At 53.3% G+C, this 18,349-nt stretch carries 18 protein-coding genes; 15 read left to right on the forward strand and 3 right to left on the reverse strand.

The annotated features are described in order from the left end of the window. Positions 1-584: 584 nt before the first annotated feature. Positions 585-2,795: an Ig-like domain-containing protein gene (locus tag H7F31_RS04905; RefSeq protein ID WP_261800477.1), complete on the reverse strand. Its 2,211-nt coding sequence runs from the start codon at positions 2,793-2,795 to the stop codon at positions 585-587. Positions 2,796-3,022: 227 nt separating this feature from the next. Here H7F31_RS04905 and H7F31_RS04910 point away from each other — a divergent pair, with 227 nt between their 5' ends. The 4 genes from H7F31_RS04910 to H7F31_RS04925 are packed head-to-tail and all read left to right on the forward strand — an operon-like array spanning position 3,023 to position 7,186. Further along, positions 3,023-4,108: a D-alanine--D-alanine ligase family protein gene (locus H7F31_RS04910; protein WP_187103265.1), complete on the forward strand. Its 1,086-nt coding sequence runs from the start codon at positions 3,023-3,025 to the stop codon at positions 4,106-4,108. Between the two features lie 4 nt (positions 4,109-4,112). Next, complete coding sequence (alr, locus tag H7F31_RS04915) at positions 4,113-5,435, forward strand: alanine racemase (protein WP_261800306.1); 1,323 nt, start codon at positions 4,113-4,115, stop codon at positions 5,433-5,435. After that, a complete protein-coding gene (locus H7F31_RS04920; RefSeq protein ID WP_261800307.1) occupies positions 5,419-6,135 on the forward strand; it encodes a D-alanyl-D-alanine carboxypeptidase family protein in 717 nt (238 codons plus the stop codon). The genes alr and H7F31_RS04920 overlap by 17 nt, the downstream gene beginning before the upstream one ends. Next, a complete protein-coding gene (locus H7F31_RS04925) occupies positions 6,125-7,186 on the forward strand; it encodes an acyltransferase family protein (protein ID WP_187103266.1) in 1,062 nt (353 codons plus the stop codon). The genes H7F31_RS04920 and H7F31_RS04925 overlap by 11 nt, the downstream gene beginning before the upstream one ends. Before the next feature lie 43 nt (positions 7,187-7,229). On the opposite strand, the gene H7F31_RS04930 is transcribed toward H7F31_RS04925, so the two are convergent. Beyond that, complete coding sequence (locus tag H7F31_RS04930; protein WP_187103267.1) at positions 7,230-8,255, reverse strand: YeiH family protein; 1,026 nt, start codon at positions 8,253-8,255, stop codon at positions 7,230-7,232. 132 nt (positions 8,256-8,387) lie between these two features. On the opposite strand from H7F31_RS04930, the gene H7F31_RS04935 reads away from it, so the two are divergent. Continuing rightward, complete coding sequence (locus H7F31_RS04935; RefSeq protein WP_187103268.1) at positions 8,388-9,275, forward strand: LysR family transcriptional regulator; 888 nt, start codon at positions 8,388-8,390, stop codon at positions 9,273-9,275. Between the two features lie 38 nt (positions 9,276-9,313). Here the strand turns inward: H7F31_RS04935 and H7F31_RS04940 are convergent, their stop codons facing one another. After that, on the reverse strand, positions 9,314-10,120 hold the full coding sequence (locus H7F31_RS04940) for a helix-turn-helix transcriptional regulator (protein WP_187103269.1): 807 nt from the start codon (positions 10,118-10,120) through the stop codon (positions 9,314-9,316). Between the two features lie 164 nt (positions 10,121-10,284). Between H7F31_RS04940 and H7F31_RS04945 the strand changes: the two genes are divergently transcribed. The 10 genes from H7F31_RS04945 (at position 10,285) to H7F31_RS04990 (ending at position 18,324) form a co-directional block, all read left to right on the forward strand. Next, positions 10,285-10,995 (forward strand): hypothetical protein, encoded by a 711-nt coding sequence (locus H7F31_RS04945; protein WP_187103270.1) that lies wholly within the window; start codon positions 10,285-10,287, stop codon positions 10,993-10,995. After that, positions 10,992-12,845, forward strand: a complete 1,854-nt coding sequence (locus H7F31_RS04950) for an FAD-dependent oxidoreductase (protein WP_187103271.1) — start codon at positions 10,992-10,994, stop codon at positions 12,843-12,845. Before H7F31_RS04945 ends, H7F31_RS04950 begins: the two co-directional genes overlap by 4 nt. A gap of 300 nt (positions 12,846-13,145) precedes the next feature. Next, positions 13,146-13,775 (forward strand): uracil phosphoribosyltransferase, encoded by a 630-nt coding sequence (gene upp, locus H7F31_RS04955; protein ID WP_187103272.1) that lies wholly within the window; start codon positions 13,146-13,148, stop codon positions 13,773-13,775. Positions 13,776-14,010: 235 nt separating this feature from the next. Then, positions 14,011-15,159, forward strand: coding sequence for a non-hydrolyzing UDP-N-acetylglucosamine 2-epimerase (gene wecB / locus H7F31_RS04960; protein ID WP_315970551.1), 1,149 nt, complete (start codon positions 14,011-14,013; stop codon positions 15,157-15,159). A 192-nt stretch (positions 15,160-15,351) separates the two neighbouring features. Further along, positions 15,352-15,585 carry an AtpZ/AtpI family protein gene (locus H7F31_RS04965; protein WP_087569498.1) on the forward strand — a complete coding sequence of 78 codons (234 nt, stop codon included), beginning with the start codon at positions 15,352-15,354 and terminating at the stop codon, positions 15,583-15,585. Next, complete coding sequence (locus H7F31_RS04970; RefSeq protein WP_187103274.1) at positions 15,578-15,961, forward strand: ATP synthase subunit I; 384 nt, start codon at positions 15,578-15,580, stop codon at positions 15,959-15,961. The genes H7F31_RS04965 and H7F31_RS04970 overlap by 8 nt, the downstream gene beginning before the upstream one ends. 9 nt (positions 15,962-15,970) lie before the next feature. After that, positions 15,971-16,753, forward strand: a complete 783-nt coding sequence (gene atpB, locus H7F31_RS04975; RefSeq protein WP_087569496.1) for a F0F1 ATP synthase subunit A — start codon at positions 15,971-15,973, stop codon at positions 16,751-16,753. 107 nt (positions 16,754-16,860) lie between these two features. Continuing rightward, positions 16,861-17,073 carry a F0F1 ATP synthase subunit C gene (gene atpE, locus H7F31_RS04980; RefSeq protein WP_087569495.1) on the forward strand — a complete coding sequence of 71 codons (213 nt, stop codon included), beginning with the start codon at positions 16,861-16,863 and terminating at the stop codon, positions 17,071-17,073. Between the two features lie 232 nt (positions 17,074-17,305). Further along, a complete protein-coding gene (gene atpF / locus H7F31_RS04985) occupies positions 17,306-17,788 on the forward strand; it encodes a F0F1 ATP synthase subunit B (protein ID WP_087569494.1) in 483 nt (160 codons plus the stop codon). Then, on the forward strand, positions 17,785-18,324 hold the full coding sequence (locus tag H7F31_RS04990) for a F0F1 ATP synthase subunit delta (RefSeq protein ID WP_187103275.1): 540 nt from the start codon (positions 17,785-17,787) through the stop codon (positions 18,322-18,324). The genes atpF and H7F31_RS04990 overlap by 4 nt, the downstream gene beginning before the upstream one ends. Positions 18,325-18,349: the final 25 nt, after the last annotated feature.

Consider the following 18,349-nt stretch of genomic DNA (forward strand, 5'->3'; position numbering starts at 1 on the left):
CGATTTTCTGGGAATTAGAGGTAGGATTTCCCTCTAAAGAGCAAGCAAGGGTGGAGGCGGGGTTAATAGAGGGAGCTTTTCCCCTTATTTGAGTGAGGGAACAGACAGGACAGAGGACGGACGGGACAGCGGACAGATAGGAGAGAGAACAGACAGGTGAGAGAGAACAGACAAGTGAGAGAGAACAGACAAGTGAGAGAGAACAGACAAGTGAGAGAGAACAGACAAGTGAGAGAACAAACAGGAGTGACGCCGTTGGTTCTTTCAGACGCTTGTACAGAAATGACCGTCTAAGTCCACAGGATGTTCTACAAAAATAATCTAACAGACATCAGCGACACTATTTGCCCGTTTTTTGTCTCAAACAAACTGTAACAGACAGGGAAGACGCTGGTCCGAATCAAACAAAATGTTGCTGCGATCGTACAAATAGATTCGAATATGTCTGTTAGATTTTAGAAAAACGAAATAAACCACGAATAACGTCGCCCATGTCCGTTACGTGTCAGACAAGACATACTTTTATGGAAAAAGCCTTCCAACCGAAGAAATATCGGCTGGAAGGCTTTTGCTGCTTTATTGTATTATTTCACCGTCACGCGGAACGACGCGCTTTTGCCGCCGAAAGATGCCTTGATTGTAGCCGAGCCTTTGCTCACGGCGGTGATCTTGCCGTCCTTGACGGTAGCTACGCTTTCCTTGGAAGAAGTCCATACAGCGGCCGTAGTGGCGTCAACGGGGCTGCCTGTGAGATAGACGGCCTGGATCGTTACGCTGTAGGTACCGCCTATCGCGAGCTGTGCGGACTTGGATGACAACTGCAGCGACTTCAGCTTGGGAGTAACGAGTACAGGGATTTCTACCGTCTTGCCCTGGTAGGAGCCCGTTACCTTGGTCGAGCCTACATTAAGAGCCTTGACGGAAGAAGTGCCGCTTACGGTTGCGATATTGCTATTCGCAACGGTCCAGTTCATCTTGGTGCCGATGGAAACCTTTTTGCCATCCTTATAATAGCCGTATACTTTGATCGACTTGGAACGGTTCGGATTAAGCTCGATGATGGTAGGATCCACCTCGAACCTCACGATTTCTTCCTCGATCTTCACGCGAACGGAGACTGTCTTGTTCAAGTACGTGCCAGTCAATGTGACGGTGGACGCCTCCAAGCCTTTCATCGATTTCTCCAGCAGCAGAATGTTGTCCGATGTTGTCTTCCATTCGATCGACTTGGAAATATCGGCTTCCTCGCCATCCTCATAGATCACGCTCACCTTCGGAAGATCGGAGGACTTGCCGGTGATGATGCTCAAATCCTTTGTCTCGGCGATAAGCTTAACCGGTTTGAGGTGGACAGTCAGCGTGACTTCGGCTTCGTAGCCTTGCGCCGTTGCGGTGAAGGTCGTTTCACCCAGCGCCTTGGCCGTCCACTTTGTGCCGTCCAGCTCGGCGATCTCGTCATCGGAGTTCGTCCATTTCACGAGCTTGGAGATATCGAAGGTGGAGCCATCGAACGTCGTTGCCGTAATCTTCGGCAGCTCGCCCGAAATGCCCTTGAAGCCGTCGATTTCCGTTTTCTCGGCTTTGATCTTCCGGATGCTTGGATAGACGGTTACGTCGATGCTGCGGCTGATGCCTAGATGCGAAATTGTAATTTTGGTCGTGCCTACGCCCTTCGGCGTAACTTTGCCTTGCGATACGATAGCTACGGATACGTCCGACGAAGTCCATGTCCCTTTGGCCGTCACGTCATCCTTTTCATTTTTGTTGTCCAATACTTCGGCCTTAATCTGCAGCGGACTATCCTGCAGAAGCATATGGAATTCCTTCTCCGGTGAAAGCCTGATGGATTGGTACGGCGTACGCACGACCACGCTCAGCGTATCTGTCACGCCCAAGTGGGATACCGTAATCGTCGTCTTGCCCGCGCCTACCGCAGTGACGACGCCTTTGTCTACCGTGGCTACCTTCGTATTGGCGCTTGTCCACTTGGCTTCGTCCGTGACGACAAGAGTGCCGCCCGTCTTCGGTGACGCCGTGGCGATCAGCTTGCGATCATCGGAACCGATCTCCATATCCAGCAAGTCGCCCGGCTGTTCCGGACCGATCTCGATCGACTTGTAAGGGGAAGTAATCGTCAGCTTGATGGTGTCGGACTTGCCTTTGAACTTGGCCGTGATCGTTGCCGTTCCGGCGCCTACGAGCGTAATGCGTCCTTCGTCGACGGTTGCGACAGAAGAACTGGAGGATGTCCACGTCGCTTCGGCGGAAATATTAATGGGCTCTGCCGATCCTTTTTTGCCTTGCAATTCGAATACAAGCGATTCGTCGCCCAGCTTAATGTCCGCAATGGACGTCGGCGCAGTGCTGCCGTTCTGAAGCAGAATAACCTCGTCGTAGACGAAATCGGATTTTGCCTTAATCGTTGCGCTGTAGCCTTTATAAGTAGCGGTAATGGTCGCCGTTCCCGAGCCGACCCCCGTCAATACGCCTTTGTCTACTTTGACCGCGGAGCTGTTCGATGTTTTCCAAGCAGCTTCCGTCGTGACGTCCTTCTTGGACGTGGAGCCCGATATGGAAGCCAGCACCGTGACGTTAACCTTGTCGTCCTCCACGAACATCTCGAGCGAAGAGGTGACGGAATTGTAATCGGCATCCTCGTAATCCATCTCGATTCCCGTGACTGTATCCTCGGCCGCCTGCGCGACCCCGCCGAATGTACCCAGCATAAGGGCTAACGCCAACGTCGCTGCAAGCCATCTGCGGGCGTCCTTGAACGACAAGCTCCAACTCTTCATCAAATTCACTACATCCCTTTCCTTTCTTTCGTGGAATCAATTGCTTCTCTATTGTTATAACGGCATTTTCCCTTCGAAAATGAACAACAACAATGATTTGTTATGTATCAGGCTTCGTTAACGTTAAGTTAAGCTTAAGCTTTTTTTATGATTTGCTTTCAATCCTTTTAATGATTGAGGTTTATCGTTAGTGGAAGATGTTCCATTCCCTTGAGGAGGCTGCAAAGATGAAAATAAATCTGTTCGTGCTGTACGGCGGCAAATCCGTCGAACACGAGGTGTCGCTGAGAACGGCGTTCACGGTATTAAATGCGATTGATCGGGAGACTTACGCTGTGTACCCCGTCTATATATCCCGCGAGGGAGTCTGGTGCTGCGACGGCCTGCAGGAGCAGAAGCCGGGCTCCATGGACGAGCTTGCGTCTTTGGGCGGCAACGATAGGGCGGGCAACGCCGCAGCATCCATCGGAGGCGTGTTGCTTCATTATTTCTCCATCCCCGGCAAAAGGGTCGCGCTGCCGCTGCTGCACGGCTCTTACGGCGAAGACGGTACCGTTCAAGGACTGCTGGAGCTGCTGGATATGCCGTACGTCGGCAACGGCGTGCTTGGGGCGGCGGCGACGCTCGACAAGGACGTAGCCAAGCGTCTCCTGGATCAAGCGGGGATCGGTCAGACGCGGTACATCTCCTTTAGTCTGGAAAAGTGGCTGGAGCAAGGTCCGGCGCTGATAAAGAAGGCGGAGCGGGAGCTGGGGCTGCCGTGTTACGTGAAGCCGGCAACGCTCGGCTCCAGCATCGGCATCAGCCGGTGCCAGGATGTCCGGGAGCTTGCGGAGGGCATCGAGGAAGCTTTCCGTTATGACCGCAAGCTTGTCATCGAACGGGAGATAAAGGGCCGCGAAATTCAGGTGGCGGTTATGGGCAACGATCGTCCGCTCGTTTCGCTGCCGGGCGAATTCATACATCGCCATACTTTCTTCGACTTCGAATCGAAATATATGGACAAGGAGCTGGTCATGTCCATCCCTGCTTCGCTGCCGGAAGGCGTGACGGCCCGGATTCGGGAGCTGGCGCTGCAGGCTTATCGGGCGCTGTGCTGCTCCGGTCTTGCGAGAGTGGACTTTTTCCTGGATGCGGACGGAGAGCTTTATTGCAACGAAATTAACGCGCTTCCCGGCTTCACGGGCACCAGCATGTATCCCGTTATGTGGGAGCGGACGGACGGCACGACCTATGCCGAGCTCATCGGGAAGCTGATCGATTACGCGTTCATGAGACATGCGGACAAGGGGACCATTCGTTATACGAGGTGAGGACATGTACAGGGATACGGTTGCGCAAGTGGACTTAAGCGCCATAAGAGACAATATCGGGGACATCAAAGCCTCGCTGCCCGCAGGCGTTAAGTTGATGGCCGTGGTAAAAGCGGGAGGATATGGTCATGGCAGCGCGGAGTCGGCCGCGATGGCCGAACGGGGCGGAGCGGATATGCTGGCGGTCGCCTATCTGGACGAGGCGTTGGAGCTGCGGGCGAAGGGCATCGCCCTTCCCATCCTTATATTGACGCCGATCCATCCTGCCGAAGTGATGTTTGCGCTTGAGCATGATCTGATGGTTACCGTAACGGAGGCGGACTGGTTCCGACGCATGGCGCCTTATCGACCCTCCTCCTGCCCCGCCAAGCTTCAGGTCCATGTAAAGGCGGATACCGGACTCGGACGGATCGGACTCAGAACTCGGGAGGAATGGGAGGCGCTCGTTCCTTGGCTGAAAGCGGAGGATGTAGAGGTCGCAGGGTTTTATACGCATTTCGCCACGGCGGGACAAGCGGATACAGGCTTTCTGGAGCGGCAGTACAGGACGTTCCTGGAGATGAAGGCATGGGTCAAAGCATCCGGCGTCGAGGTGTCGAATTATCACTGCGCGGGCAGCGCGGCCGCGCTGCGGTTCCCCGGGCTCGCCATGGACATGGTGCGGATCGGAGCGGCGATGTTCGGCTTTTACCCGGAGAAGCTGGTGAGGTCGGTATCGCTAAGACCCGCCATGAAGCTTAGGAGCACCTTGCTTCAAGTGAAGCTGCTGCGTAAAGGCGAATGCATCGGATACGACAACTCCTACATCGCCGAAGGGGACGAGTGGATCGGCACAGTGCCGATCGGGTACGCCGACGGCTGGTCTCAAAGTTTGCGGGGCTCGGAGATGCTGGTGGAGGGCAAGCGGGTGCCTGTAGTCGGCAAAATATGCATGGACCAGCTTATGGTCAAGCTCCCCGGGCGTTGCGAGCAGGGAACGGAGGTCATTTTGATCGGGCGGCAAGGGGATGAAGTCATCACCTTCGCGGAGCTTGCCGGTTTCCTCGGGAGCGTTCCGCAGGAAATCTCGACGTCGTTAACCGGACGAGTAGAACGTATCTATACGCGATTGGAGGAACCTGAACGTGAGGATGCAAAGTTCGAGAACCGAATATATAGAAGAAACGAGAGCGGCAAAGCCTTTGCGGGCGAGTGTGCCTCAGGCGGCGCTTCGGCCAGGCGCGGCGAAGCAAAAGGGAGAAGGGATCAGAAAGCTTGGCAAAGAGGCCGTCTATGGCGGACAGCTGGCGCTCGTCAACAGGGAGCATCCTGTGCGGGACTTCCATAATCCCGTCCTGAAGGGCGTCGCAGACGCAAATCTTCATGTGCTTGAAGAGGAAATCGCGTTGGAAACGGAATGTTTGGGCCAACTAGGAAAGCTTATTCGCGCTGCCGGCGCTTGGGATGATATCGTCGTCGTCAGCGGTTTCCGAACGATGGAGGAGCAAAAGGCGATCTATAATGGTTCGCTTGCGGAGAACGGGCCTGAGTTCACTGCGAACTACGTGGCTTTGCCAGGCTGCAGCGAGCATCAGACGGGACTGGCCGTAGACGTGGGGGAGAGGAGGTCGGGGGAGCTGGATTTCATCGCGCCTTCCTTCCCGGATCATGGCGCCTGCGCCGTCTTTAAGACGTTGGCGGCATCCTATGGTTTTATCCAGCGTTATAAAGAAGGCAAAGAAGAGCTAACGGGCATTGCGTGCGAGCCGTGGCATTTCCGTTATGTCGGCGTTCCTCATGCGGCATGCATGGAGAGTCTGAGCATGTGCCTCGAGGAATACATCGCGTATTTGAGAGATTTCTCTTACGCGGGTAAACGGCTCGAGCATGCGGGAGACGGCTGGAGGGCGGAGAGTTATTACGTGGTCGCTCATCGCGATGGAGACACTCCCGTCCCGATTCCGGCCTGCGACGCGTATAGGATATCGGGCAACAATGCCGACGGCTTCATCGTCACGGTCTATTACGGAGACGGCCATGAGATCTAATGCCTCGGGAGGTCGTTACGGGGGCGTCGATGCCGTCAAGCTCGTCGCGGCGTTCCTGGTCGTCGCGATCCATACGGGACCGTTGCTCACCTACGGAGAGTATGCCGACTTCCTGGTGACGGGCGTGTTGGGCCGATTGGCGGTTCCGTTATTTTTCCTGGCATCGGGCTTTCTGTTCTTCCGCAAGCTGACAGGCAGACCCCGGAAGGATGAACGGGCGCTGCGCAAATATGGCGGCAAAATCGCGATGCTGTATGCCATTGCCATCGTCATCTACCTGCCGCTTAACGTATACAAAGGCGATTTCGCCGGGAGCGTTACGGCCGGAGGGTTGCTAAGGGACCTGTTGGTCGACGGCACGTTCTATCATCTCTGGTACTTGCCGGCGTTATGGCTGGGCATTCATCTCGTCTATTTTCTTCATAAAAAAATGTCGGTTAACGGAGTTCTGGCCGTCACTATCGCGCTCTATGCAATCGGTCTGCTAGGTGACAGCTATTACGGCCTGGCTGTTCGGTCCAACATGCTTGAAGGCGTATATGACTGGATGTTCCTATGGTTCGACTACACGCGTAATGGCTTGTTCTTCGCTCCCGTGTTTATAGCGCTTGGGTTATGGGTGGCGAATCGTCCCGAGCGGACGCCTCGCGGATCTGGGCTGCTTGCGCTGTTCCTGCTGTCGTTGGCCGGCCTATTCGGGGAGGGGATCGCGCTGCGAGCGGCAGACTGGCCGCGGCACGACAGCATGTACATCCTGCTGCTCCCGGCGGTGGGCGCGCTCTTTCTGTTGGCGCTTAGATGGAGAATTCGCGTAAGCCCTCTTGCGGGCTCCCTCAGCCAGTGGATCTACCTTCTGCACCCCGCAGCGATCGTCGCCGTCCGCGGAATCGCAGGTGCGACGGGGCTTGACGCTTGGCTGGTCGGCCACTCGTTATTGCATTATGTGTCCGTGTGCGCGGTATCCATCGCGGCTGCGCTGGCCGTGTCCCTGCTGACCGAGCGGCGCAGGCGAGCGCGTCGGCAGCAAAGTCAACCGGCGATCCCGGCATAGCGAGCGGGCTGTTGCGAATCGAAGCGCATCTTGTATAGAATGGTTACGCAACGAGCATAAAACCTAAACCCGATAACAACAACGAACCGATCAGGCCTGCCGCGAATGGTTTGACTCCCAAACGTCGAAGGGTTCTAATATCAACGTTGAGACCTAAGCCTGACATAGCCATCGCAATCAGTAAATAGGCTGTAAGCACAACCAGATTTGCGATGCTGGCAGGAATAATACCGAGTGTGTTAAAGCCGCTCATAGCCAAAAAACCAAAAATAAACCAAGGAATCGGAATAGATCTCCAACTTGCTTTTTCTAGTTTCCCTTCTTCTTTGCGCTGCGTTTTGTTAGTCCAAACACCGATTATAATGGCTACAGGTACAAGCATAGCCACCCGTGTTAATTTGACAATAACGGCTACATCTACTGCCTCGTTGCCGCCAGGGGATGCCGCGGCAATGACATGAGCAACTTCATGCAACGTGGCTCCCGAAAAGATTCCGTATCCTACATTGGATAATCCAAGAACAGGGTATAACATGGTATATGATATTGTAAAAATCGTACCAAGAATGGCTACGGTAGCTGCGCCAACGGCTGTTTCCTCATCACTGGCTTTAATTTGGGGCGAAATGGCGACGACGGCCGCAGCACCGCAAATCGCTGTACCACATGCAGTCAAAATGCCCAGCCGCTTTTCGACCTTAAAGAGTTTGGTAATGCCATACACTGCAAGGAGCGTAAAGGTTATCGTGACAACAGCTATGGCCAGCACTTTGGGACCAGTACGGGCAATATCTGCGAGGTTTAGCCTCATTCCTAACAGAATGATGCCATAACGCAGCAGCCTTGTACTGGAGAATCTAATGCCCGTCATTGCCTGTCTCGGTATACCGATTAACGCTCTCCATCCCATACCCAGTAGTAAGGCGATTACCAATTGCCCCATAATGCTTAAAAACGGAAAATGAGATAAATACTTTGCTGCTAGCGCAAGTCCTAATGTCATTGCAATACCTGACTTAAAGTCTATGTTGCTTTTCTTTTTCATCAGCGTGGCATATGCTTGATTCATGTTGTACCTTCCCCCATATTGTTTCGTCATCGTCAATGTCTTTGACTTCACTATACGGACTCGGTGATGGGATGGGAAATACGGATCTGCTATCTACATCATGAGAAAAACTAATGATTAGGAGCCTTGTCTATGATCGTAGAGACTCTTCGGATTTTTGTCGCGGTGGCAGAGCAGAGTAATTTCTCTCGAGCGGCCGAGATGTTAAATTTGTCCCAACCGGGCGTCAGTCTACATATACGGAATTTAGAGAATGAATTCGGGACCAAACTCATGCATCGCTCTCCTAAGCAGGTCAAACTGACTGAAGTAGGGGAGCTTCTGTATAGGCGAGCGAAGGAGATATTGGCCTCTTATGAGGCTGCTAAGTTTGACATCCAAAGGCTTCAAGATACGGTGACCGGTTCGTTGTTGATTGGCGCGAGTTTCACAATTGGAGAGTATATCGTGCCTCGCTTGTTTGCGGATTTTGCGGAGCAATATCCCCAAGTCGAGATGAGCCTGACGATAGGCAATACGGAAGAAATCATTCATGAGATTCGGGAGAATAGGTTGGATATTGGCCTTGTTGAGGGGAGGGTTCAGATAACCGATCTGCTAGTTACCCCCTTTATGAAGGATGAATTAATTATTGTAGCAGCTCCGGGACATCCGTTGACCAGTTTGCCTAGTACAGAGCCCGAATTTTTACACCATCAAATATGGATACTACGCGAGAATGGTTCTGGGACACGAGCTTTTAGCGATCAATTTATTAATAAAAACGAGCTTCATGTCAAGCGTTCTTATGTTTTCAATAGCAGCCAAGGGGTTAAGGAAGCCGTTGCTGCTGGTTTGGGGATTGCGCTCTTATCGCGCCGGGTTGCTCAGCGGGAATTGGAAGCAGGATACCTTATTGAAATTCCTCTGAATGAAATTCATCTTGAACGTAATTTTTCATGGATACGGAAGAAGGATTCTATAACGACAATGGCAATTGATGTATTTACGCAAAAACTGCAAGGATTAAGTCTGAAATAAAGATTGAGGAGCCTGATGACATCCCGGTCCCGTTTTGCTCAGACTCTCGTATTTTGTCCGCTGCGATAGTCGCTGGGCGTTTGTCCGGTCAAGCTGTGAAAAGCTTTGTAGAAGTTGGCGATATTCGAATATCCGCAATCAAGCGCGATGGCGACCACGGTCAGGTCGGTTTCTTCCAAACGGGAGATGGCGTGCCCGATCCGTTTGTGTTTCAAGTATTGAGACGGTCCAATGCCGTTGGCTTTCGTGAATGCCTTGGAGAAGGCGCTGGTATTCATATGCGCGATCGCGGCCAATTCGGCAAGCGTGATTTTACGGTCGTAGGCGTGCTCGATGTAGGCAAGGACGGCGCCCATCCAGGGCGGGATGCGAGTGGCCGGAGCGGGCGATACGGACTCCCTTCGCGCAATATGCGTCAAAAGCTCAGTCGCATGGGCCGCAATCATAACCGTGTTATAGGCTCTTTGCGACTGCTCCTCTTGATCGATTTTCCGCAGCAGCTCCAGCAATGTCGAATCGGCATGGATGATACGATGGGCGTAGCCCAGGCTGCGCTGCGTAAACAAAGCGAGCAGACCGACGTCGTACAAGTAGCGCGGTTCCAGCTCTATAACCAGAAAAATCAAATCCTCTTTAACGCCGATCTCTTCGAGTCGGCGTTTCTCTTCGTTATTGAGCAGCACCACATCGTTTTTCCGGATGGGACTGCGATGTCCTTCGATGTTCCAGACCGCTTCTCCTTGCTGCACCCAAACCGCCTTAAAGCAATGCGAGACATAAGGTTTATTCGACTTGTTAGCATTTTGAAAGGTTTGGCGACGCACCGTTAGCGTACGGATATCCACAAGAACGCACCTCCGGATTTCTAAACCGCGATTCAAAAAAGGAGAGATACTGATCAAAAAAGGAGAAGAGAATTTCCCTTGATTTGATAAGCTTATATTAACATGCAAAATCGTATGACCGCAAAAAAGCATACTATCGTTTGAGAGCGAATGGAGGAGCAATGGTGAACTATGATCTTGTTATTTTAGGCGCAACAACGACAGGGCTTGGTCTGGCCCAAGCTGTGCAGCGCCAGAAGAAGACGCTGATTGTCAACGCGACGGAGATGGTGGCCTATGATGTTGTAAACAGCTACAAGCAGCCTGGCGTGTATACGCAGGGAGCCGCCTACAACAAACGGTTTCTTGACTTGCAGGCCGATGTATTGCTGGGCACCCGCACAATTGCCATTGAGACGGACCATTCGGGTTATGTGCTGAGGTTGCATGGTTCGGGCGGCTATCAGACGGTCAGGACGGAACGATTGGTGGATACGACGTTGGAGCGAAGCGGGAAGCAGGTCGTCAAGACGCTTAACGCGGTAATCATCCAGCCGCAAGGAGCGGAGCTGCCCGCTGTCCAGTGGAGCGGCATGAAGCTGGTGGCGGAAGAGCAGACGCATGCCTATCGTACGGCTATATTGAAGCTGGAATGCGAACCCTCCTGGACGTTGGACCAGGCACGCCACCGCTTGGTAAATCGCTGGGCTCTGCGTCCCGAAGAGCTTGCGTCCTGGCGTATCGCTTCGATCGCGCATGTCTTCGATCAATGGACAGGCGATCGTCCGGCACAATTGGCGGAAGGTTATATGTACTTGCCGGCGGAGGCTTATACGGAGCCGGAAGAGAGCTTGCAGGCTGGCGTTGAACTGGGAAGGGGCTGGATGACGGAATGAGACATCGGTATATGGAAGAAGGAGTAGTCAGAGAGGTTGAAGTTGAACGGCCTGCCTTTACGCAGCATGTTGATGTTATCGTGGCAGGCGTGGGAACAGCCGGCGCATTGGCGGTCATTGCGGCTTCGGCCCAGGGAGCGAGCGTGCTTGGGATCGACCGATTGCCCGGCATCGGCGGCATGGGGACGATGGGGTATGTATCGGGGTATTACTACGGTTTGCCCGGCGGGTTGCATGTGGACATCGACGAAGCGGCCGGGAAGATGGGCAGAGAGCACTTTCTTGATCGGGTAGAGGCCAAGAAAACGATTATGGAGGACATGATCACCGAACATGGCGCATCGCTTGCGCTAAATACGGCAGTAACAGGCGTATTCATGGAAGGCGATACGGTCAAAGGAGTTTCCTTGTGGTCGGAAGGCAGACAGTGGCTGGTCAGCTGTCAGACGCTCATTGACGCGACGGCGGATGCGGTCGTATCGATGATGGCCGGCAGCGCCACGCGCAGCGGGCGCGAATCCGATGGGAGAACGATGCCCTTTACCAGCGTCAAGGTTTGGCTAACCGCGCATGGTTCGATCAGCCGCACCAACCACGACAGCGGTTACGTCAATCAGTACGGCCCGTTCGAATTATCGCGCGGCATTATGCAGGCCCATGCCAGTCAGCAGCTGGCCGTGTTCGAAGATGCTTCTAAGCGCGTGTTGTTCTTTGCGCCTTTCATCGGAATTCGCGAAGGCAGGATCATCGAGGCCGAACAAATGATCACGATTCAGGATGTCCTGGCCGGTCGCCCCGAAGCGGAAACGCTGTTCTACGGCTATGCGGATTTCGACAAACACGGCAAGGACCATGCTCTCGAAAGTATCGAGCTGCAGGACTTGTATGTGGCAGCCAACCTGAGCACGGCGTGTTTTTCGGTTCCTGTCACGCGGCGCACTATGACGCCAAAAGGAATCAAAGGGCTGCTGGCCGCAGGTCGTCACATAGGTATGGACCACGAAGTTGCCAGTCTGCTTCGCATGCAGCGCGATATGCAGAAATGCGGAGAAAGCGCCGGCGTTTTGGCTGCATTGGCGGCCCGAAGCGGAGTGGATGTCAGTCAGGTGCCTTATGAGGAGGTGCGCGACATCTTGCAGGCGAGCGGCGCATTGACGGACGAACATAACCGGGGCGTCATGTTCGATGATTCCTTCCGACGGGAAAACATAGAGTGGATGAACGATCCGGCCGACATTCGCGAGGCGTTGGCCAGTGAAATGCCGGGCGTAGCCATCTATTCCTGCAAGCTGCTTGGCCGTTCCATTGCTCCGCATCTCATCGCTTGGCTGACAGACCCGGATGTCGAGCTTCGCTATGGCGCCGCGATTGCATTGGCTCTGACAGGAGATCCTGCAGCCGCTCCGGTTCTGCGGGAAATTGTAGAGCGGCGTGATGCATTGTACTTCAAGGACTGCCGCCGAACGAATCAATTCCGCAGCGCCATTGCGGTTTATTTGCTGGGCCGATTGGCGGACGCGGCAAGCGTGCCTCTATTGTCGCAAATGCTGACGGATGGGGAGGAATACGGGCGCCCGCTTTACCATGTCATCAAGGAACCGTCCTATAAGCTGAATACGTGCAAGGAATTCAACGAATTGTATTTCCAGCTGATGTCCCATGCGGCTATCGCGCTCATTCGGATAGCGGAGCAGCACGCGGAGCACGAAGCTTCGATCAAGTCGACGTTGGGGGAAGCGTTTGCCGATGAACGCCATATTCGCCGCACAACCTCTTTGCCTGAAGGGACGTTCGAATACGATACGATGGCCAATATTCGCCATTACGCGTTAAACTTTTGCCGAGGCTAGCAATAGCCGCGTTAGAATAGCAAGCAGCCTGTGCGAAAGCGCCATGGGCCCCATTAAGATGAGCCGCCTGTCGGGAAACCACCTGCCCGGGCGGCTTTTTTACGTGGCGAGCTTTGGCGGCGAACCTTCCCTCCCATGCAGGGATTGCGGCCTGTGGACAGGGCATGTTTTTTTATTTTTCCGACCTAGATGCAAGGCCCAAAGTACAGTGCTATAATATATGGGATTGTGGGCGTGATAAAGGCGAGGCTTCATTGCCACAATAGAAGGCATAAGGAAATGTAGGAGGAATTATGCTCCATGAGCAAATTGGTAATTTGTGATCACCCTTTGATCCAGCACAAGCTGACTTTCATCCGCAACAAGGAAACGAATACAAAGGACTTCCGGGAGCTTGTCGATGAAGTGGCGACCTTGATGGCCTACGAAATTACGCGCGAAATTCCGCTCGACACCATTAAAGTGCAAACGCCCGTGGCGGAGACGGCGGCGAAGGTCGTATCGGGCCGCATGCTGGGTTTAATTCCGATCCTGAGAGCGGGCCTCGGCATGGTCGACGGCATTCTTAAGTTGATTCCGTCCGCCAAAGTGGGGCATATCGGATTGGCGAGAGACCATGAAACGCTGCAACCAAAGGAATATTATATAAATCTGCCGACAGACGCGCCGAACCGGCTGCTGATTGTCATCGATCCCATGCTGGCTACCGGCGGCTCCGCGATCGCGGCGGTTCAGTCGCTCAAGCAGCGAGGCTGCGACCAGATCAAGCTGATGTGCCTCATCGCCGCGCCTGAAGGCGTCAAGGCGTTCCAGGATGCGCATCCGGACGTTGACGTATACATAGCGGCCCTGGACGAGCGTCTCGACGAGAAGGGCTACATCGTCCCGGGTCTCGGCGACGCAGGCGACCGCATGTTCGGCACCAATTAAATAGACAGCTGCCTTTAATCAAGATATTGGAATTCAAATAGAAGTTCAAAAAATCTGCTTTTCAGCACCGAGAAGGTTGGACGAATCCGAGGACTGAGGAGCGGAGCATAGCAGAGCTATGTGAGCACCGGAAGTGCCGGCTGAGTTCAAGATTCGACGTCGAGCAAGCTTCATGAGTGGGCTTCGTGATCAAAAGCGGATTTTTTTGAACTACCTTTATTGGGAGTGGGATGTATTGTCTAAGATTAAGGTAATGACTATATTTGGAACCAGGCCTGAAGCCGTAAAGATGGCTCCGCTCGTGCTGGAGCTGCAGAAGCGGGACCGCGACATCGTCTCGATGGTGTGCGTAACGGCGCAGCACCGCCAGATGCTTGATCAGGTGCTGGAATTTTTCGAGATCGAGCCAAACTACGACCTCAACGTGATGAAGGAGCGTCAGACGCTGACGGAGACGACCGTACGCGTGCTGGAGGGACTTGAGCCCGTCCTTGCCGAGGCGAAGCCGGATATCGTGCTCGTCCATGGCGACACGCAGACGACGTTTCTGGCCAGCTATGCGGCTTTCCTGAAGCAGATCAAGGTCGGGCACGTCGAAGCGGGCCTCCGGACGTGGAACAAGATGTCGCCGTATCCGGAAGAGATGAACCGGCAGCTCGCCGGCGTTCTGTCCGACATTCATTTCGCTCCGACGGATTGGTCGGCGAACAATCTCCGCAAGGAGAACAAGTCGGAAGAGACGATCTATATTACGGGCAACACGGCGCCCGATGTATTTCAATACACGGTAGACGATTCCTTTACGCATCCCGTCATCGAGTGGGCCCGGGGCAAACGGATGATTCTGATGACGGCGCACCGGCGCGAATCGCTGGGCGAGCCGCATCGCAACATTTTCCGTGCGGTTAAGCGCATCGCCGACGAGCACGAGGACGTCGCGATCGTCTATGCCGTACACCCGAATCCGGCGGTAAGGGAGCCGGCTCGCGAAATACTCGGCGACCACCCGCGCGTTCGTCTGATCGAGCCGCTTGACGTGTTTGAATTCCATAATATTTATCCTCACGCCTACATGATCATGACGGATTCCGGCGGCATGCAGGAGGAGGCGCCGTCCTTCGGAGTCCCTACGCTGGTGCTGCGCGACACGACGGAGCGTCCGGAAGGCATTCAGGCCGGCACGCTGGAGTTGGTCGGCACCGACGAAGAGCGCGTATACGAACGTGCGAACGCTTTGTTGAACGACACTTCCCTGTATTGCCGGATGAGCCAATCGGCGAATCCTTACGGCGACGGAAAGGCTTCCGAAAGAATCGTGGATGCGATCCTGCATCATTTTGGGAGAAATCCAAATCGGCCGGATCCGTTCACACAAAGTTCATAGTTGCCATGACTCCCTGCTCCCGAGTGCGAAATATACAGCATACAGTAGTACTGTACGGTTGCGAGGACGGGGGAACCCACATTCTATAAGGGTTTCTCCAATTCCTTCCGCGCAAAAAACGCCGCTGTTTTCATTGACAAACCTTGCGGCGCTTGGATAAAATAAATGAGGATTGACAGGGGTTGTGGCGATATGAACCAGAATGGCAATCAAGACAATCCATGGAAGGCCGCGGCGATGGTCGGGGCTATTGGCGTGGATGTTGGAGTTTGCTTGTTTTTGGGCTATTGGCTAGGCTCCATGGCTGGGGAACGCTTGGGCGATCCGAAAGCCTGGACGGTCTCCGGACTGTTCGTCGGTCTGGCTGTCGGTATCCTTTCAGCCATTCTGATCGTCAGAAAGGTGATGAAGGGTTTCGATGGATAATATGTTGAAATCGGCATTTCGATGGTTGATCTACCTGCTGTCGACATGTTTGATTGTATGGGCATTCATCCCCTCGGTTAAGCCTATAATGTTAGGCATAGCGGCGGGGCTTTCAGTCAGTGCTATGAATGCGTTTTTTTTGAAGCGCAGAGTAGGAATGATAGCGGATGCAGCATTGCGGGAAGGCAGCAAGCGAAAAGGTCTAGGATTTGGCAGCCGGATCGCAATGGTTCTGCTCTTGGCCATGTATGCCTTGAAGAATCCCGATGTAATGAACTTGCCGGCAGCACTCGCGGGCAGCATGGTTATGCCGTTCCTGCTACTGGCGGCGGCCATAGCTCAAACGATTAAGGAAAACAGCAGCGGAAAGGGGTGATACAGTACTATGCATTTATTTCCTATCGTGAACGTTTTTGGCTTGGACTTCGATTTGTCGGCGATCATCGCGATTCTTGTCTCTTGCGTGATCACCTTCATTGTTGCAAGATTGGCAGTTCGTAATTTGTCGGTGGACAAGCCAACCAAAATGCAAAATTTTATGGAATGGGTTACCGACTTCATGCACTCCACGATCGCAAGTTCAATGCCGGTTCACAAAGTCAGACCTTATTTGGCGTTAGGCATGACCCTGATCATGTTCATTTTGATCTCTAACTTGTTGGGATTGCCGTTCATGGTGGTAACGGATGCCCATGAACCTATCAAATGGCTAGGGATCGATCAGGCGTATCTTGACAGTCATGGAGGCGCTGCCCACATCGCTTGGTGGAAATCGCCTACGGCCGATTTGGCAGTAACCGCGGGCCTCGCGATTGTTGTGTTCGTGCTAGTCCATTTCCTGGGTCTGAAACTGAATAGAAAGCATTACCTGCACCATTATCTCCACCCGTATCCGGTGTTCTTCCCAGTCAACATTATCGAGACAATCGCTAAGCCGCTTACGCTGGCACTTCGTCTTTACGCCAACATTTATGCAGGCGAGGTTCTTATTTCGACCATCTTGATGATGGGATTCGCGGGTATTCCGTTCATGATCGCTTGGCAGGGCTTCAGTATTTTCGTCGGCGCCATTCAAGCGTTCCTGTTCACGGTTCTTACCATGGTTTATATCTCGCAAGCGACTGTTCATGATGATGATGAACATGTCGAAGCAGCAGCCAAGCATTAACGGCGGCAAGAGCAACAAGCTTTGGAATGCGGCAACACCCGTTCTGTAATCCAAGGTTATATATACATGTACAAATATGACTACCCAAAACGAGGAGGATTTTTCAAATGGAAGTATTGGCAGCAGCAATTGCAGTTGGTTTGGGCGCGATCGGCGCAGGTATTGGTAACGGTATGATCGTAAGTAAAACGGTTGAAGGTATCGCTCGTCAGCCAGAACAAAAATCGGCGCTTCAAACAACTATGTTTATCGGTGCCGGTATCGTCGAAGTTGTTCCAATCATCGGCGTAGTTATCGGTTTCTTGGCGTTCTTCAGCTAATAAGAATCGTACCCGGCGGGGAAGGCCTAGCCCTCTTCGCCTTTGTTTTGACCACATAAGAATTCATAAGTTCCCGCGGATGTCGGAGTAACCAAATTCTTATTGGCGAGAAATCCTACCTCTTGCTTACGAAGCCGCTTTGCTTGCAAAGCTGGAGGTTGCTCATCATTGTGAGGCCTCGGGTAGAGGGTTTCTCTCACAGAACCTTTATGAAACAGGAAGGAGTGCGGCTATGAGTTTCGTTTACACTAATACAATAATTACGATCGCGGCTTTTCTTATATTGTATTGGGCTTTGAATAAGTGGGCGTTTGGTCCGTTGTTCGGGATTATGGAGAAACGCAGACAGCTCATCCTAGAGCAAATGAATTCTGCGGAGTCCAGCCGTAAACAGGCCGAAGCGTCGATGGCGGAGCAAAAGGCAGCATTGGATCAAGCTAGGCAGGAAGCCTACGCGATTCTGGAGCAGGCCAGAACGACAAGCACGAAGCAAGCGGACGACATCGTTCAATCCGCGAAGGCCGAGGCTGACAGACTGAAGGATAACGCGCTAAAAGATATCGAAAGCGAGAAAAACAAGGCGATCGCTGCGCTTCGTTCCGAAGTGGGCGGCATCTCCGTGCAAATCGCGTCGAAGATTATCGAGAAGCAGGTTGACGAGAAGTCGCAAGAGCAGATCGTTAACCAATACCTGAAAGAGGTAGGAAGCAAATGAGCCGCGACACGGTCGTAGCGAAGCGCTACGCTAAAGCGTTGTTTGAGCTCGCTTCCGCCGAAGGCGTCGTTTCGGAAGTGGAAGCGCAGCTAAAGCTGATCGCCGACGCTCTGAAGCAGGATGAGCAAATCGGCAAGTTTCTTTCTTTGCCGAGCGTGGATCCCGCAGCCAAACTTGCGGTATTGAAGTCTGCATTTGGCGACCGCATCTCGGTGCTGGTTCTTAATACGATTCAACTTATGATATCCCGTGGACGCCAGTCCATCATCGCGAACGTTCACGAAGCGTTTGTCAAGATCGCGGGCGAAGTGCTCGGGCAAGCCCATGCGACGGTATATGCCGCTCGCGAACTGTCCGAGGCGGAGCTTGCCGGTGTCGTGGCCGAATTCGGCTCCATCACGGGCAAAAAGATCATAGCTGAGCAATCGGTCGATCCATCGCTGCTCGGCGGCATCCAGGTTCGTATCGGCGACCGCCTGTACGACGGAAGCCTGTCCGGCAAGCTGGATCGTTTACAAAAAACGTTTAAATTCTAAAGCACTGTAGATAGGGGTGAACGAA

The organism is Paenibacillus sp. PAMC21692 (assembly GCF_014303795.1).
Taxonomy (GTDB): Bacteria; Bacillota; Bacilli; order Paenibacillales; family Paenibacillaceae; genus Pristimantibacillus; species Pristimantibacillus agaridevorans.

What these genes read in the sequence shown, in the direction of transcription:
- H7F31_RS04925 (WP_187103266.1), top strand. Translation starts at nt 6,125, where the DNA reads ATGAGATCTAATGCCTCGGGAGGTCGTTACGGGGGCGTCGATGCCGTC.
- atpF (WP_087569494.1), top strand. Translation starts at nt 17,306, where the DNA reads ATGAGTTTCGTTTACACTAATACAATAATTACGATCGCGGCTTTTCTT.
- H7F31_RS04910 (WP_187103265.1), top strand. Translation starts at nt 3,023, where the DNA reads ATGAAAATAAATCTGTTCGTGCTGTACGGCGGCAAATCCGTCGAACAC.
- alr (WP_261800306.1), top strand. Translation starts at nt 4,113, where the DNA reads ATGTACAGGGATACGGTTGCGCAAGTGGACTTAAGCGCCATAAGAGAC.
- H7F31_RS04970 (WP_187103274.1), top strand. Translation starts at nt 15,578, where the DNA reads ATGGATAATATGTTGAAATCGGCATTTCGATGGTTGATCTACCTGCTG.
- atpE (WP_087569495.1), top strand. Translation starts at nt 16,861, where the DNA reads ATGGAAGTATTGGCAGCAGCAATTGCAGTTGGTTTGGGCGCGATCGGC.
- H7F31_RS04930 (WP_187103267.1), bottom strand. Translation starts at nt 8,255, where the DNA reads ATGAATCAAGCATATGCCACGCTGATGAAAAAGAAAAGCAACATAGAC.
- H7F31_RS04990 (WP_187103275.1), top strand. Translation starts at nt 17,785, where the DNA reads ATGAGCCGCGACACGGTCGTAGCGAAGCGCTACGCTAAAGCGTTGTTT.
- atpB (WP_087569496.1), top strand. Translation starts at nt 15,971, where the DNA reads ATGCATTTATTTCCTATCGTGAACGTTTTTGGCTTGGACTTCGATTTG.
- H7F31_RS04950 (WP_187103271.1), top strand. Translation starts at nt 10,992, where the DNA reads ATGAGACATCGGTATATGGAAGAAGGAGTAGTCAGAGAGGTTGAAGTT.
- H7F31_RS04905 (WP_261800477.1), bottom strand. Translation starts at nt 2,795, where the DNA reads ATGAAGAGTTGGAGCTTGTCGTTCAAGGACGCCCGCAGATGGCTTGCA.
- H7F31_RS04935 (WP_187103268.1), top strand. Translation starts at nt 8,388, where the DNA reads ATGATCGTAGAGACTCTTCGGATTTTTGTCGCGGTGGCAGAGCAGAGT.
- upp (WP_187103272.1), top strand. Translation starts at nt 13,146, where the DNA reads ATGAGCAAATTGGTAATTTGTGATCACCCTTTGATCCAGCACAAGCTG.
- H7F31_RS04965 (WP_087569498.1), top strand. Translation starts at nt 15,352, where the DNA reads ATGAACCAGAATGGCAATCAAGACAATCCATGGAAGGCCGCGGCGATG.